The 16478-nt window shown below is 47.1% G+C and carries 11 protein-coding genes; 9 read left to right on the top strand and 2 right to left on the bottom strand.

The window, feature by feature from the left end:
• Positions 1–13 precede the first annotated feature (13 nt).
• The 9 genes from CIL02_RS10515 (at position 14) to CIL02_RS10475 (ending at position 11234) form a co-directional block, all read left to right on the top strand.
• Complete coding sequence (locus CIL02_RS10515; protein ID WP_094401536.1) at positions 14–883, top strand: electron transfer flavoprotein subunit beta/FixA family protein; 870 nt, start codon at positions 14–16, stop codon at positions 881–883.
• 191 nt (positions 884–1074) lie between these two features.
• Complete coding sequence (locus CIL02_RS10510) at positions 1075–2157, top strand: electron transfer flavoprotein subunit alpha/FixB family protein (RefSeq protein ID WP_240513643.1); 1083 nt, start codon at positions 1075–1077, stop codon at positions 2155–2157.
• Positions 2158–2276: 119 nt separating this feature from the next.
• On the top strand, positions 2277–2666 hold the full coding sequence (locus tag CIL02_RS10505) for an endonuclease domain-containing protein (protein ID WP_094401534.1): 390 nt from the start codon (positions 2277–2279) through the stop codon (positions 2664–2666).
• 144 nt (positions 2667–2810) lie between these two features.
• Entirely contained in the window at positions 2811–4520 is a 1710-nt protein-coding gene (locus CIL02_RS10500) for an acyl-CoA dehydrogenase family protein (RefSeq protein WP_094401532.1), read from the top strand.
• Positions 4521–4921: 401 nt separating this feature from the next.
• Complete coding sequence (locus tag CIL02_RS10495; RefSeq protein WP_094401531.1) at positions 4922–5917, top strand: site-specific integrase; 996 nt, start codon at positions 4922–4924, stop codon at positions 5915–5917.
• A gap of 493 nt (positions 5918–6410) precedes the next feature.
• Positions 6411–6644: a hypothetical protein gene (locus tag CIL02_RS10490; RefSeq protein WP_094401529.1), complete on the top strand. Its 234-nt coding sequence runs from the start codon at positions 6411–6413 to the stop codon at positions 6642–6644.
• 24 nt (positions 6645–6668) lie between these two features.
• Positions 6669–8714 carry a hypothetical protein gene (locus CIL02_RS10485; RefSeq protein WP_094401527.1) on the top strand — a complete coding sequence of 682 codons (2046 nt, stop codon included), beginning with the start codon at positions 6669–6671 and terminating at the stop codon, positions 8712–8714.
• Positions 8715–8866: 152 nt separating this feature from the next.
• Positions 8867–10930 carry a CotH kinase family protein gene (locus CIL02_RS10480; protein ID WP_094401525.1) on the top strand — a complete coding sequence of 688 codons (2064 nt, stop codon included), beginning with the start codon at positions 8867–8869 and terminating at the stop codon, positions 10928–10930.
• 112 nt (positions 10931–11042) lie between these two features.
• Positions 11043–11234, top strand: a complete 192-nt coding sequence (locus CIL02_RS10475; protein ID WP_094401523.1) for a hypothetical protein — start codon at positions 11043–11045, stop codon at positions 11232–11234.
• Positions 11235–12077: 843 nt separating this feature from the next.
• On the opposite strand, the gene CIL02_RS10470 is transcribed toward CIL02_RS10475, so the two are convergent.
• On the bottom strand, positions 12078–13694 hold the full coding sequence (locus tag CIL02_RS10470) for a RagB/SusD family nutrient uptake outer membrane protein (RefSeq protein ID WP_094401521.1): 1617 nt from the start codon (positions 13692–13694) through the stop codon (positions 12078–12080).
• A 12-nt stretch (positions 13695–13706) separates the two neighbouring features.
• On the bottom strand, positions 13707–16406 hold the full coding sequence (locus CIL02_RS10465) for a SusC/RagA family TonB-linked outer membrane protein (RefSeq protein ID WP_094401520.1): 2700 nt from the start codon (positions 16404–16406) through the stop codon (positions 13707–13709).
• Positions 16407–16478: the final 72 nt, after the last annotated feature.

The following is a 16478-nucleotide window of genomic DNA, read 5'->3' as shown; positions in this document are numbered from 1 at the left end:
CTATAAATAAATTATGAGTTTAAACATTGTTGTGCTTGCAAAGCAAGTACCAGACACACGCAACGTGGGCAAGGATGCCATGACAGCCGAAGGAACTGTCAATCGTGCTGCCTTGCCTGCCATCTTCAATCCTGAAGACTTGAACGCTCTTGAGCAGGCTCTTCGCCTGAAAGAGCAGAATCCCGGTTCCACTGTAGGCATTCTTACCATGGGACCTCCCCGTGCGGCAGAGATTATCCGTCAGGGACTCTATCGTGGTGCCGACACCGGATGGCTGCTGACAGACAGACTCTTTGCAGGAGCTGACACTCTCGCTACTTCCTATGCGCTGGCTACAGCCATCAAGAAGATTGGCAACGTGGACATCGTCATCGGTGGTCGCCAGGCTATCGACGGTGACACAGCACAGGTTGGACCGCAGGTAGCTCAGAAGCTTGGCCTCAACCAGGTTACCTACGCAGAGGAAATCCTGAAGTGCGAGGACGGCAAGCTCACCATCCGCCGCCAGATAGACGGTGGCGTGGAGACCGTAGAGGCTCCAATGCCTGTGGTGGTGACAGTAAACGGCAGTGCAGTCCCATGCCGTCCGTGCAATGCGAAGCTTGTAATGCAGTACAAGCGTGCTACTGCTCCCATGGAGCGTACCGAGGACATGCCATACAAGGAGCTGTATGCCGAGCGCCCGTACCTCACACTCAACCAGTGGTCGGTGGCTGATGTCGATGGCGACCCACAGCAGTGTGGTCTCAGCGGCTCGCCAACTAAGGTGAAGGCAGTCAAGAACATCGTCTTCCAGGCTAAGGAGAGCAAGACTCTCACTGGCAGCGACGCTGACGTAGAGGGACTGATAAAGGAATTGTTGAACGAGAAGATTATTGGGTAGCCTCACCCCCGCCCCCTCTCCAATAGAGAGGGGAGATAAAAAGCCTCACCCCCTTGTCCCTCTCCATGAGAGAGTGGGAGATAATTACTTTTAAGGGATGATGTGTGAGGGATTACTTTTTAGGGTGATTTTGAGGACATTCTCAATTTTTCTTTAATGTAACATAATGTAAATTTAATAATAATTGAAATATGAATGATAATCTTGGAGCAGCAGTAACGACTCCCCTCTCTCATGGAGAGGGGCAAGGGGGTGAGGCTGTCTTTGTATATTGCGAAATCGAGGGCACACAGGTGCAGGAGGTTTCTCAGGAGCTGTTGACAAAGGGACGCAAGCTGGCTAACGAGCTGGGTGCCGACCTCAACGCCGTAGTTGCCGGAACCGGCATCAAGGGTAAGGTAGAGGAGCAGATACTGCCTTACGGTGTGGACAAGCTCTTCGTCTTCGACGGCGAAGGACTGTTCCCATATACCTCTGCTCCCCATACAGACATTCTCGTAAACCTCTTCAAGGAGGAGAAACCACAGATATGCCTGATGGGAGCGACTGTTATTGGCCGTGACCTCGGTCCACGTGTATCATCATCTCTCACCAGCGGACTCACCGCTGACTGTACAGAGCTTGAGATTGGCTCTTACGAGGACAAGAAGTCTGGCAAGACCTACGAGAATCTGCTCTATCAGATTCGTCCTGCCTTCGGTGGTAACATCGTTGCCACAATTGTCAATCCCGACCACCGTCCACAGATGGCTACCGTTCGTTCGGGTGTTATGCAGAAGGCCGTCTACGAGGGCAAGGCAAAGGGTGAGGTTGTTTATCCCGAGGTATCGAAGTATGTTTCTGCCGAGGCATACGTAGTAAAGGTACTCGACCACCACGTAGAGGCTGCCAAGCACAACCTCAAGGGTGCTCCCATCGTTGTAGCAGGCGGTTACGGAGTAGGCTCTAAGGAAGGTTTCGACCAGCTCTTCCAGCTTGCCAAGGTTCTCCATGGTGAGGTTGGCGGTAGCCGTGCTGCCGTTGATGCCGGCTGGATAGACCATGACCGTCAGATTGGCCAGACGGGTGTCACCGTACATCCCAAGGTGTATATCGCCTGCGGTATCAGCGGACAGATACAGCACATCGCCGGTATGCAGGACTCTGGCATCATCATCTCAGTGAACAGCGACCCCGAGGCACCAATCAACAAGATTGCCGACTATGTGATAGTAGGCACGGTTGAGGAGGTGGTGCCGAAGCTGATAAAGTATTATAAGCAGAATAATAAGTAGCCTCACCCCCGGCCCCTCTCCAAGGGGAGAGGGGAGATGATATGTTTTTCAGCTTGAGTTTTGAGAGTCATGATTTGAGACTGAGTTGAGATTCATGATTTGATATAACAGAATAAGGGATGGAGAAGAAACAGAAATTTGGTTTTATGATGGCTGCTCCTGACAGATATGCTATTCTTAAGGAGTTTGCACGAGAGAACCGAAGGAAGATGACCCTTAGTGAGACCATACTTTGGGAACAACTTCGCCAACTACCAAGCACATTTCATTTCAGAAGACAACATATCATAGGGGATTTTATTGTTGATTTCGTCTGTCTCGAACAGTTATTGATTATTGAAGTGGACGGAGGTTACCATTCCGAACCACAGCAAATTGAGGATGACCTATTCAGAACAGAGAAGCTTAACAAATATGGTTTTACTGTCCTAAGGTTCAAAAACGAGCAGATAACCGACAATATTGATGAGGTAATGAAAGAGATAAAAAACACTTTGTATAACGAATAAAACAAAATTCACACCCAGCCCCTCTCCTACACGAGAATTCAGGCTAAAGCAAACGCTCTCCATCCAACAGATGAAACCAAGCGTACAAAGCATATTATCTCCCCTCTCCCCTTGGAGAGGGGCCGGGGGTGAGGCTTTTAGATTATGGCAAACTATTATACCGACCATCCCGAGTTTGAGTTCTACCTCAACCATCCGGAGATGAAGCGCATCGTTGAACTGAAAGAGCGCGGCTTTGCCGACAAGGCTCAGTATGCAGACGCTCCCGTTGACTTCGATGACGCAATAGAGAACTACAAGAAGTTGCTCGAGATTACTGGCGACATCGCCGCCAATATCCTTGAGCCTAACGCTGAGGACGTTGACCTTGAGGGTCCGCACCTCGTTGACGGACGCATGGTATATGCTTCCAAGACCTTCGACAACCTCGATGCCACACGCAAGGCTGGCCTTTGGGGTGTGTCCATGCCTCGCCGCTATGGTGGCCTGAACATGCCTATCACTCCCTACTCTATGGCTTCGGAGATTGTTGCTGCTGCCGATGCCGGCTTCCAGAACATCTGGAGCCTGCAGGACTGTATAGAGACCCTCTATGAGTTTGGCTCCGAGGAGCAGCGCCAGAAGTACATTCCACGTGTATGCGCCGGCGAGACCATGTCCATGGACCTTACCGAGCCTGATGCCGGTTCCGACCTTCAGCGCGTGATGCTCAAGGCAAGCTATGACGAGGAGAACAACTGCTGGCGACTGAACGGTGTGAAGCGTTTCATCACCAATGGCGACTCCGACATCCACCTCGTGCTTGCACGCTCTGAGGAAGGCACACACGACGGACGCGGACTGTCGATGTTCATCTACGACAAGCGCGACGGCGGTGTGACAGTACGTCACATCGAGCATAAGCTTGGCATCCACGGCTCTCCTACCTGTGAGCTTGTATACAAGAATGCCAAGTGCGAGCTGTGCGGAAGCACACGTATGGGTCTTATCAAGTATGTGATGGCTCTTATGAACGGTGCCCGTCTCGGCATCGCCGCACAGTCAGTAGGTGTCAGCCAGGCTGCCTACAACGAGGGACTGGCCTATGCCAAGGAGCGCAAGCAGTTCGACACTGCCATCATCGACTTCCCTGCCGTATATGACATGCTCAGCCGCATGAAGGCAAAGCTCGATGCAGGTCGTGCCATCCTCTATCAGACAGCACGCTATGTGGATATCTACAAGGCTCTCGACGATATAGCACGCGAGCGCAAGCTCACTCCCGAGGAGCGTGCCGAGCAGAAGAAGTATACTCGTCTTGCCGATGCCTTCACACCGTTGGCAAAGGGTATGAACTCAGAGTATGCCAACCAGAACGCCTACGACGCCATACAGATACATGGTGGCTCAGGCTTCATCATGGAGTACAAGAGCCAGCGCCTCTATCGTGACGCACGTATCTTCTCCATCTACGAGGGTACAACGCAGCTGCAGGTCGTTGCAGCCATCCGCTACATCACCAACGGCACCTATCTCTCGATAATGAAGGAGATGATGGAACGTCCTATCTGTGAGTGCGCCGCTCCCATGCGCGAGCGTATCGGCAAGCTCATCGCCATCTACGAGGATGCCCTCAACTACGTCAAGGAGCAGGGCAACCAGGAGGTGCAGGACTTCCTCGCACGCCGTCTCTACGAGATGACTGCCGACATCATCATGTCGCTGCTGTTGCTTGAGGATGCCACACGTGCTCCCGAGCTGTTCAAGAAGAGCATCAACGTCTTCCTTCGTCATGCCGAGGCTGAGTGTACTGCTCACCACGCATACATCAAGGCGTTCACGGCTGAGGACCTCGAAAACTTCAGGGCAAGATAAACCTACCCCACTGTTTTTCAAAATGCAGAAACAACGAGGGAGATACGGAACAAATCCGTATCTCCCTCTTATCGTTTCCCGAATTCACACTCATCTGTAGGAACTTGCCTCATGATACTTTTTTCGGGTGATATTATATTGTTGCGTGGTATATGTATATTGTTATCATGGCCGATAAGGTTAATAACCTTGCAGCCGTAAGGTTAATAACCTTAAGGCCGTAAGGTTATTAACCTTATCGGTGATGCAAACGTATTCGTAGGCAATGTCATAGGTATTTGCCCCACTTGAATAATAATATTCTATAAAGTATCACTCCATATCTCGTACGAACCACACATATCATCTTCCATATTTCCTTCTGAGTATGATAATGAAGATAACCAAAAATACTATCAATTATGATTTCTATTCATTTTAGTCTGAAAATCAAAATCCCTTTACTGAAGACAAGAAAGCAGAAAGTGTCACTAAAGACAAGAACAGATCCGGTAAGGCACCAGTTATCACTCTTCGACCATGTCGGCCGTCTGTCAGGCAAAGTAAGCCCGAAAACGACGCAGAACTACCTCACGGCTCTGAGGTCGTTCTCTCTGTTCCTCGGCCATCCACAATCTTACCTTTGCGACATCACTCCCAAAAACATCACCGACTATCAGCAATGGCTCTCCATCAAAGGTGTTTGCCGCAACACCTCATCATGCTACATGCGGTCGCTGAGGGCTATATATAATAAGGTGTCAACAAAGTCCGGCAGGCGTAAGGCCAATCCCTTTGCCGGAATCTTTACAGGCAATGCTCCAACCATCAGGCGAGGCATCAGCGTAAAGACCATACGGCGCATTGCCGCACTCAACCTTCCTGCTGGCAGCAGCCTGTGCCGCGCACGCGACATGTTCCTCTTCTCCGTCTATACCATGGGCATGCCCTTTGCCGACATTGTAAGACTGACGAAAGCGCAGGTGTCCAACAATATGATTGTCTATCTCCGTAAAAAGACTCTGAGACAGGTGAGAATAAGCATCGAGAAATGCATGACCGACATCATCAACAGATACCACCAGGAGGACAGTCCACTACTCTTTCCATTCCTACAAAAAGGCGCAGAGGGACTAAAACAGTATCAGTCGCTGCTCTCCACACAAAACAAACTACTGAAAACCATCGGCAAGATGGCCAAGGCAGAACTGCCGCTAAGCACTTACGTCGCACGACACTCGTGGGCAACCATAGCTTATCAGGAAAAGGTCGACCTGACCGTTATTTCCGAAGCCTTGGGACATGCCAACACCAAGACCACGCAAATATATATAGGGAAAATCGACAACAACTTGCTCAAAAAGGAAAATAGGAAAGTGTTAAGCAAACTAAATGCTGCACCTATTCATAAGAGGTGAAAATAACTCAATTATTTCAGTCTGCAAAGTTAGCTTAAAATCTTATTCTCACCAAATTAGCTCAAACAAAATACTTCTTGGATAAACATTGTTTAACATACATACAACATAATTCTACGTTGTATTATTGTAGTATAACTTGCTTGTACACTGTTGGTTACACACTTCAAACCTCCTCTTATGAAGAGGTTGAATCTGCATTCTTAAAACTCAATACGGTCAGGATGGGTTCGTGAGAATACATCATGGCGAGCTTTTTTTATTACGGGCGCAAAGTCGTGAGACGCCTGCGTCCTTTTTTCTGATACAGTCAGATGCCGCGGTTTCGCCAAGGCACAACAAAATATAACCCAAGCTCCTTACTGTCTCGCAGCATTGTGGAGCTATCGTACAGAGCAGACTTCTATAACTACCAGTCGGCAAAGTCTTAATAAGCTTTCAACTCAATAAATATAACAACAGGGACTTACTCTTCCCTGAATTTGCAGAAGAAATGAACATAAAAATTAAAAGTATGAAGAAAAAGTATTCTACACCAGTAGCTGAGGTTATCGTGGCCCACACCAATGTGGTCATGAGGCCTGCTTCATGGTCAAGCGGAAATGGAGACAACTTTCCAATCATTGAAGGAACCCCCGAACCTCCTGTTGTCGACCCGTATAGTGCAAAGAGGTTCAATCTCTGGTCTGATGAAAATAAAGAAGACTCAAAAGGAGTTAATTGGTAATCAAAACTTAAAAACGACAGACTCATGAACAAAAGAACATTACTCATAGCAATTGTGGCCCTCGTAGGTCTATGCACTACAAACAAGGGCCATGCTGCCGCAACGGTAGAGGAAATCAATTGGAGCAATTATGCCAAGACCGTCGATGAAGTTGCTAATACAGAGACATACGTGTATCTGTACAATACAAATGCCAAGAAATTCCTTACCTCTGGTGGTGTATATGGAATGGAAGGTATATTCGCCAGTGTGGGTATGCGTTTCAAGATAGAAACGTCGGATAAAAATGGATGCTATAGAATAATATCACGTTTTGACAACCCTAATCAGGGCAATTGTGTGGCAATAGCTGAAGATCAAAATCAAACCATCTATCTTGACAGACAATCCAAGTACGATAATACTAGCGGGTATATGTCCCTTAACAGATGGAGGTTTATACTAGATGCAAGTGGCAAGGCTTATTCTATCAGGAATAATGATGATTTTAAAACCACTACCGGCGGCTATTGGGATAAGACTTACTACACGTACTATTATTGGATGTCATATTCAGAGACTAATAATAAGTTAGTATCGTCTTCAACTGATAAGAGCAGTACAAGCGGCTACCCAACTCCTAAAACCCCTGCTGCAGAATGGATTATAGTAACAGAAGCCGATTACCGAGCTGAAATCTCCCGTCTTGAGGCTACATTCATCAACGTTTCCGGCCTAATATATGACACACGCTTCGACAGAAACAACGCAGATGTTAATCAATGGACATTGGAGGAAAATGCTACTGTAAACAACACATGGGATGTATACACCGAGGAAGCTGACTATGGTGCCTATAACGCAGCTTCGATAGAATCGGGGACAGGCAAGCTGTCACAAACCATTACGGGACTTACTCCTGGTCTGTACAGAGTAACATGCCAGAGCTTCGATGTCACAGACGGTACAAATGATTGCGCATATCTCTTTGCTAATAATGAGAAGTCTCTCGTAAATACTATCTCAACAGAAGTTTTTGGAAAAGGCACATCCATCACCACTACTAATAATGCCATAAAGGCGGGAGCCATATTCGCAGGCAACGACACATACAACACCGGTGAGGGAAACCAAGCCTACACTAACGAGATATACGTAATGGTGGGCGAAGACGGAATCCTGACCTTCGGTATCGATAAGACATGCGAGGACGGAATGGTATTTGCCGACAACTTCGAGCTGTTCTACTGCGGTACACAACAGATGTTCCTTGATGCAAACAACACATCAACGGCATCAAGAACGGTGACAGACGGTACAGCAACGGGTATCGACTATACGGAATATAAGTACCCTGTGCGTCTGAACCTTCGCCGCAGCTTCAAGCTGAACGCGTGGAACGCCATAGTATTGCCCGTAGACCTTAGTGGTGACCAGGTGAAGGCAGCCTTCGGCAATGGTGACGCCAAGCTGAGCAAGCTTATGGGCATCAACCCCGACAGGCCATCGCAGATACTCTTCCAGAGCGTTGACCTCGACAAGGAAGGTATGACCAAGGGCGAGTGCTACATAGTATATGTAACCAAAGGCCCGGACCTCGCAAAGGATGCTACAGAGAGCTATGTGAACAAGAACACTGAGAATGTAACCATCAAAGGACCTGTATACCACATAGAGGGTGTTACTCAGGACGCATATACCGAGGCTACCGTAACCAAGGATTACACCACAGATGCCGGAAAACTGACCTTCACGGGCTACTACTATCGTCCAGCAAGCATCGATGCAGGCCTGTACATGATGGAATATGGAAACATGTATCACCTCACAGAGGCATACACGTCGCTGTTCGGAACCTACTGGACTCTCAGCTACTCTGATGGAAGCACTTCCGACAGCAAGTTCTCGCTTGCCATTGACGGCGTAGACGAGGGTACTACTGCCATTGAGGGCATAAACACCGGCCGCACTGAGACCGCCGGGCAGGATGGCATCTACACCATTGGCGGACAGAGAATGTCACAGGAGGACATGAAGCTGCTTCCAAAGGGCATCTACATCGTGAAAGGAAAGAAAATCGTAGTTAGATGACACAACAAAGACAAACAGACTACAGTCTGACCGAAAGTACATAACCCCGTCGGGACGTTAAGGAAAAATCCTCGGATATCTTTTCCTTAACGTCCCGTCTCCGTACTACACAACACTCTCCAAGGCAATAACAACCAACCTTTTATATATTTATGAAACTATTTCTACCAAAAGTCATTATCGCCGCACTTGCTGCAGGCTATGTTTCCGATGCTGTGGCACAACGCACAATCACAGCAACAACACAAAGACACGCGGAAATTCCAACGCTGTATATCACTACGGCAACAGGAGCAGACCCTACAAGCAAGAAAGATTACATAAACTGCAACCTGAGATTTGTAGAGAATGGAAAAACCACAGACTACACAACGACAACAGCCGAGACAATTGGCATCCGCGGTCGTGGCAACTCAACATGGGGGGCAGATAAGAAGCCTTGGAGAATAAAATTTTCCAAAAAAAAGGAGTTACTTGGCAGCGACTATGCCGAAGCTAAAAGTTGGACTCTTCTTGCCAACGCTTTCGACAAATCGCTTATGCGTAATGCCCTGACATGGCATCTCGGCAAGGCCGTTGGCCTGAAATTCTGTCCTGCATATAAGTTTGTTGACCTATATATGAATGGCACATATAAGGGTGTATACCAGATATCCGACCAAGTGGAAGTAGCTAAAAAAAGGGTGTTCCTCAAAGACAAGAACACTGACTGGCTGCTGGAATACGCCAACTCCTATGAGAAGGTGGAAGACCCAAAGGTTGATTGGACCAGTAACGGTTACACATACGGTTATGTGGAAATCAAGAATCCCGAGGATGATGGAGCCGATCTTTTTCTTACTGGTAAGCTGCCCAACGGACTGTCAGCACAGGAGAACATCAATCGTTTCTTCATCGACACCCTCGGAGTACGGCTACATCCCCAAACCTATTCCGTAGACTTCCAGAATCCCATTACTGGCTATCGCGCACTCGTAGACACCGCATCTCTCATCAACTGGTATATTGCGACAGAGATAACGGCAAACTGGGATGGTTTCTATAGCGTGTACATGTACAAGACACCATACTCAAAGCTGTATTTCGGCCCATTATGGGATGAGGACCTGGCATACGGAAACCATACAGAGACATACGACAGAACTTATTTCCCAAATGGCGACTTCTACGACAAATTGCTATGTGAGAATAATTTCAACGAGTCGGTAGGCGTAAACAGCTACCGCCGCCTGCAGCCTGCAATAGAACATCTATGGACGGACCCATGGTTTGCCAATGCCGTAAGAATGCGCTACAAGCAGTTGCTGGCAGATGGTCTACAGAACAAGCTGCTGGCAGGTATAGCGTCCATGAATGAGCAGCTGAAGAATGCAGGACCTGACAACTTCCGGATTTGGAATGGAATAGACTATTCATATTCACCATCAGAATATCGCACCAGCTGGTCAGGAGCCAGTGCTAAGCTCAAAGACTTTGTAACGTCCCGCCTCGCAAAACTCGAGACGCTGATAGACGCCAAGACAGCAAGCATAGTCTATCTGAGCGACAAGATACCATATAGCTACGACAGCAGCAAGGAACATCTCGTTATCGACCGCCAGCTGAAGAAGAATATGTGGAACACCGTCTGCTTCCCATTTGATGTCTCCCGCTCAAAGATAGACCGATGGATGGGCTATAAGACTATTGTTGCAGAGTTCAGTGGTGTAACTAAGGGAAGCGACGGAACGGAGATAATCAACTTCTCATCCAACACCGGCGATCTTACTGCTGGCAAGCCTTACCTGGTATGTCCGTCACAGGATGTCACAGAGCCATGGGGCTTCGACAATATGAAATTGAAATTCGACAGCTCGAACACTCCTGATACTGACACCTATGGCGACATCAGCTTTGTAGGACTCTACGCTCCCACGACACTTACCAAGGGCGACAGAACGGTGATGTTCCTCGGACCTGAGAACAAGCTCTATACGCCAGGTGCAGACATCAGTATGGGCGGCTACCGTGCCTACTTCAAGCTAAACGGCAACAGCAACAACGCCAAGCTCTTAGCCATAGACGGCATGACATCGGCCATCAGCACTCCCGTCGCTACAACAAAAATGGACAAGCAGGGGGTATACAACCTGAACGGCCAGTTCGTATCACCTAATGACGACAACCTGCCTAAGGGAATCTATATCATCAACGGCAAGAAGACAGTAGTAAAATAGCTCTGCTTCGAAAAGAGATAAATGACTCAACTTTAGCAAGTAGTAAAGAGGAGATAAAGGGAGATAAAGGGAGATAAATGACAAAACATTCAAAAACAAAAACACAACGAATATGGAAAAGAAAGAATATATAAAGCCGGGTATCAGCATTACCCCTATAGAGACAGAAGACCTGATGGCCGGAAGTCCGGGTAAGGCAACAGTCAGTACGCCTAACAACGGCCCAGTCATAGAATTTGTTGGCTATGGTGATGAGAACACCATCCCAATGTCGAAGAAAGGTAATCTGTGGGAAGAGGAGTAGAGGATAAAACAGCCTCACTCCCATCCCCCTATCCTGAAGGGAAGGTTGCTTCCCCCTATATTTGAATTTTCATGCCATGGTGTGCACGGGACATGTTCATCTTCTCCGCCTACACCATGGCATGCCTTTTGCCGACATTGTAAGACTAGGGTGTACAGTTTGATGTGCAAAAATTGAATATCCTAATTCTGAAGTTCATGTCGGTATTTGTCGCGCTGAACCAAAGGTCGCCGGCTGAAAGGAAAGGCAAAGCGCAAAAGCGTATAGCCCAGGGTATAGCGTAGCGACACCCTGGGTTATTTCATGTAGGTGACAATCGCGCTGTAAGCGCAAAAGCGCATAGCCCAGGGTAGAGCGTAGCGGCACCCTGGGTTATTTCATGTAGGTGATGGTCGCGCTGTAAGCGCAAAAGCGTAGATAACAGCAGGACAAATAACGCTCTTGCGCTTACAGCGCGCATGGACTATGTCCACTTACACCCAGGGTGCCGCTGCGCTCTACCCTAGGCTATGTTCTTCTGCGCTTACAGCGCGTGCTGGTCAATGTATTTTCTGCGAACAAGTAGTCAGAGTAAATCAGGAACAGTTCCATTTTGGGTGCAACAAACTGTACACCCTAACAACTTGCTCAAAAAGGGAAATAGGAAAGTGTTAAGCAAAATAAAACGCCGCACCTCTTAATAAGAGAAGGTTTGAGGCGTGTAACCAATAGAGTGTAAGTAAGTTATACTACGATAACACCACTTGTAACATTATTGTATTATTAGTACTGATGCGATTAAATCGCATCAGTACTATTACCTTAAAATGATCTCATGTGAATGAAAAGCTTATGGCAACTATATCAATAACTTGGATTCTGTTTTAATTTCTTGTTTAAATCCAGACATCTTTGTGGTATTGGGAAAACCGTTGTAAACCCGGTAGACTCCTTTTCTAATGGAGTTCTTTGATCATATGCCTGGGTATATTTGCCAAAACGGATGAGATCTTGACGTCTCCAACCTTCCCAAACCAATTCCAGCAGACGCTCCTTTAGAATGTTGTCCAAATTGGCTTCCACATGAGGCATTCCTACTCGGTCTCTTATAGCGTTCAGCTCTATTGAACCATCCTCGCCATTGCGAACTTTCGCCTCGGCTTCCATCAACAGCGCGTCACCATATCTAAAAAGGACGATATCGTTGTCAACCTGCCGTCCGTCCGAATAGGCGGTTCGATCAACCTCGTATTTGCCTACACGAGCGCCTGCCGTCTGTTTATATGGGCTGTCGCTGAGGTTCAGTTTCAGTTCAAGCGGCATATACACCAACGGCTTCCCGTTGTCCAAATATATCTTTTTTCCGTCAACAAGCACGGTATCAGCATAGAAGTTTATCTTGAATCTATTGTCAACATTGTCCGTTCCGTAACCGAAAGCCTTGACGGTTGAAACAGTTGCACATGTGCCGTTTTCGGAAGAACCGCCATAAGCTCCGCCATGTTTGTAGTGGCGTGAGCGGTAAAGATAGTGGTATTCGTTCAAATATAAGTTCTTGTCCAAAGGGATTGTGAAGATGTTCTCCTTGGAACTTTCATTATGAACCGCAAAGTTCGATGCGTAGTCGCTCTCCAACTCATAGCCTTCTTGCCGCAGTTGCTCGCAATACCAGATGCAGGTTTCCCAAGCGTTCTTTTTCTCACCATTCACATTGAAGTAAATGCTTTTCCCGTCCTGACGCATGCCGTCGGTCCAGTTATCATCCGTATATATTTCCGCATTCAAGGCAAGCTTTGCAAGCAAGAAGTTTGCGACAGGGCGTGTCACACGTCCGTAATAGTTCCCCTCCTTGTTGGAATGCTCATCGGCGAGCAGTGGGGCAACATCCTGCAACTCGTCAACAATAAACTTGAATACCTCACTTCTTTCGCTTTGCGTTACCTGCTCCAATTTCACGTCGTATGATGTCACGATAGGAACACGCCCGAACATATCCATCGCATAATAGTAGAACAAGGCTCGTACAGCTCTTACCTCTGCCGTGAAATCTCTTGTCTGTTCTGCAGAAAGCAGACTCTGATGGCTATCAATGATAGAAAGCGACTGGTTAGATATAACAATTACCTTGAAGAGGTATTTCCATACATTATATAAACTAATATCATTGGCATTCCATTTGTGCTGATACATGTTCTCCCACAAACCGCCATCATACCAGTCTCCACCACGGATTGGAATCATTGCCTCGTCAGTAGTCAGGGTATTGTAGTCGTAAATACCCCGGCAAGTTCCTTGAAGCCCTTCCGACTCTTGGTTACTGCCGATATAGTTGTACAGAGAAGCCACAGCATTCTTGTATATATTATCAGCATTGTTGTAGATTGCCTCCTGGTCCAGCTGGTCTTTGGGATGCTCATCCAGACAGCTGCTGAAACAAAGCATTAACGGTGCTGCTAATATGTATTTAATAATAGTCTTCATACTCTTTTCGTTTTAAAATTGTACACTCAGTCCCAATGAGTAAGTACGGTATAATGGATAGTTGCGCTTGTCGTCAATACCCATCGTACTGTTGACAACATAGCTATTTATCATTGGTGTCAAACCTTTATATCCGGTAATTGTTCCAATGTTGCTAATGTTGCATGATACACGCAAGGAACGAATAAGCTTGCTCCTCAAAGGCACATTGTAGCCTATTGTCAGATGCTCGAAGTTCAGGTAGTCACCTTTTTCAAGCCAGTAGTCAGAGACTCTCTGGTCTACGATGTTCTTCTTTGGAGCATCCTTTAAGACATTGTAGTCTGGGAAGCAAGCCATGCTTGTATAAGCCAGTCCTGTTCCATTGAAAATCTTGTGCCCGAATGCTCCATTCATCTGTATGGAGACATAGTAATTCTTGTATCTGAAACTGATGTTTGAGCCAAGGATCACCTTTGGTGTGGCTTGTCCTGCAATGTATCGGTCACCTCCGTCGCTCAAATCCACCTTGCCATTATGATCAAGGTCCTCTATGTCATAAAAATAGCTGCCGTTCTCGTTCTTGACAAGCCCTTTACAATGTGGCAAGTAGAAAACGCCAAGCGGTTGTCCGACAATCTGATAGACCACGTTGTTGTCGCCGCCGTTTTGACCAGCACCATCCAATGATCCAATAGCGGTGATGTTTGCTGCCGACATGCTCATTCCCTTGTAATCTCCACTTAGCGAGATGAGTTTGTTGCTTTGAAACGACAGATTCATATTGATGTTAAGATCCAGGTCCTTCTGGCTTATTGGCTGCACGGACAAGCCCAGCTCAAATCCGCGGTTTGACATTGAACCGATGTTTGCCAGCAATGTATTGTATGCGAATGGTGGAACCGGAACCTCATAGGCGTAGAGCATGTCGGTGGTCTTGGAATAGTAATACTCCGCTGTAAGCATCAGCCTGTTGGCAAAGAGACCAATGTCCGCACCGAGGTTAAACGTTGTCTTCGTTTCCCACTTCAAATCAGGATTGTTGTTTCTTACCATACCAAGGGTTACTGTTGGAGAACTCTTTACCGGAACAATGCCAGTCTGCCTTACGGTGTTCATGGTTGTGTAGGCGGAGATACCGCCAAGATTGCCCGCCTGTCCCAGACCCGTGCGGAGTTTAAGCATTGACAGCGGTTTTATGTTGGCAAGGAAGCTTTCCTTCTTCATGTCCCAAGTTAATGATACAGATGGGAAGAAGCCCCATGTATTGTTGTCACCTACCATAGACGATCCGTCACCACGTGCATTTACTGCTAAGGTATATCTGTCAAGCAGATTATAAGTGATGCTTCCCATTACAGAAGCCAGAGACTGGTCTTCGTATGTGCTTTCTGTTCCACCGTATGGACGGGCTGCTGTAGCACCCAGATTGTCGTAATGAAAATCGTTTGTAGGTATTCCCTTGGCATACACCCAGAAAGCAGTTTTTCTCAGTTTTCTGTATTCACTGCTTACTCCAGCAGAGACCTTATGTATGCCGAACTCCTTGTTGAAATCAAGAGATACATTGCCGAGCCATTCCTCTTTCTTGAATTCCCCACGGTACACGTTGCCTTGTGCCCATACCCATGTCGGACAGAATTGTCCGTTTTCGGTAGAGCCATACAGGTAAGAGCCGAAGGTGGATACATGCCAGTTCTTATTGAAATCGTAGCTCAGCTTTATGTGCGCGTCAAAGTTCAAATCCTTGGAGTCGTTTTTCTCTTCAAGCAATATTCCGGGTGGGTTGATATGCGTTGCCGATTCGTTTTTCAGCCAGTTTCCATGCTCGTCAGTACCAGCAGGGAAAGTCGGGTTCTGGCATGCTGCGGAATAGAACAGCATCTGCGTATCAAAGATGTCATGGTTCTTGAATGACGAGCCGAAAACTCCGAATTCTCCGGTTAGTCTGTCATTGAAGGCTTTCTGGGTCACATCAACTTTGGCAACAAAAACGTTATAGTCCATCTTCTTGATGATGGTGTTGTGGTCCATTACTCCGAAAGATGCACGATAGTTTGACTGTGGCGTACCTCCGCTGAATGCAAGGTAATGATTGTTCACCATACCCGTGCGTGTTATCACCTTGTAGTTATCGGTATTGAAACCTCCGTTGTTGCAATAGATACCCAATGCCTTTGCCGTTGCAACATATTCAGCAGCATTGAGCATCTCCAGGTGTTTGTACATCTGCTCGAACCCCACATTACCCTCATACGAGATTTGGAATCCTCTTCCTGTGCCTTTCTTGGTTTTCACCTCTATAACACCAGACGCTCCACGTGAACCATACATGGCGGTCTCCGCAGCATTCTTTAATATACGAAAACTCTCGATGTCTGCAGGATAGATGGTTGATAGGGTAAGTACGTCAGAAGTGACACCATCAATCAGCACTAAAGGGTCATTGCCTCCGATGATGGAGGTTGTACCACGTACTCGCACACTATTGAGCATAGCCATACGATCCAGACCGTTGGATGTCACATTGACACCAGCAGCCTGACCACTCAACACGTCGAGGGCGTTGTTGGCCGCACCCTTGTTGGAATGATTTCCAACTATCTTTATTATATTACTTCCATTGTCAATGGAATCTTTCCGTTCTGCAGGAACTTGCTTTTGTGCATGAGCCAAAGAACTGCAAAAGAGCGCAATGAGAAGTAATGTAAAGTCTTTTTTGCTCTTTGCCATTTTCTATTTCTATTACTTTGGTTATGGATGATTTCTGATGCAAAGATAATACATTTTCTTGATTAAGTCAAC

The organism is Prevotella sp. P3-122 (genome assembly GCF_002251365.1).
Taxonomy (GTDB): Bacteria; Bacteroidota; Bacteroidia; order Bacteroidales; family Bacteroidaceae; genus Prevotella.
The sequence above is the reverse complement of the archived record's forward strand: the minus strand, read 5'-3'. Positions and strand labels throughout refer to the sequence as shown.

What these genes read in the sequence shown, in the direction of transcription:
- CIL02_RS10515 (WP_094401536.1), top strand. Translation starts at nt 14, where the DNA reads ATGAGTTTAAACATTGTTGTGCTTGCAAAGCAAGTACCAGACACACGC.
- CIL02_RS10510 (WP_240513643.1), top strand. Translation starts at nt 1,075, where the DNA reads ATGAATGATAATCTTGGAGCAGCAGTAACGACTCCCCTCTCTCATGGA.
- CIL02_RS10505 (WP_094401534.1), top strand. Translation starts at nt 2,277, where the DNA reads ATGGAGAAGAAACAGAAATTTGGTTTTATGATGGCTGCTCCTGACAGA.
- CIL02_RS10500 (WP_094401532.1), top strand. Translation starts at nt 2,811, where the DNA reads ATGGCAAACTATTATACCGACCATCCCGAGTTTGAGTTCTACCTCAAC.
- CIL02_RS10495 (WP_094401531.1), top strand. Translation starts at nt 4,922, where the DNA reads ATGATTTCTATTCATTTTAGTCTGAAAATCAAAATCCCTTTACTGAAG.
- CIL02_RS10490 (WP_094401529.1), top strand. Translation starts at nt 6,411, where the DNA reads ATGAACATAAAAATTAAAAGTATGAAGAAAAAGTATTCTACACCAGTA.
- CIL02_RS10485 (WP_094401527.1), top strand. Translation starts at nt 6,669, where the DNA reads ATGAACAAAAGAACATTACTCATAGCAATTGTGGCCCTCGTAGGTCTA.
- CIL02_RS10480 (WP_094401525.1), top strand. Translation starts at nt 8,867, where the DNA reads ATGAAACTATTTCTACCAAAAGTCATTATCGCCGCACTTGCTGCAGGC.
- CIL02_RS10475 (WP_094401523.1), top strand. Translation starts at nt 11,043, where the DNA reads ATGGAAAAGAAAGAATATATAAAGCCGGGTATCAGCATTACCCCTATA.
- CIL02_RS10470 (WP_094401521.1), bottom strand. Translation starts at nt 13,694, where the DNA reads ATGAAGACTATTATTAAATACATATTAGCAGCACCGTTAATGCTTTGT.
- CIL02_RS10465 (WP_094401520.1), bottom strand. Translation starts at nt 16,406, where the DNA reads ATGGCAAAGAGCAAAAAAGACTTTACATTACTTCTCATTGCGCTCTTT.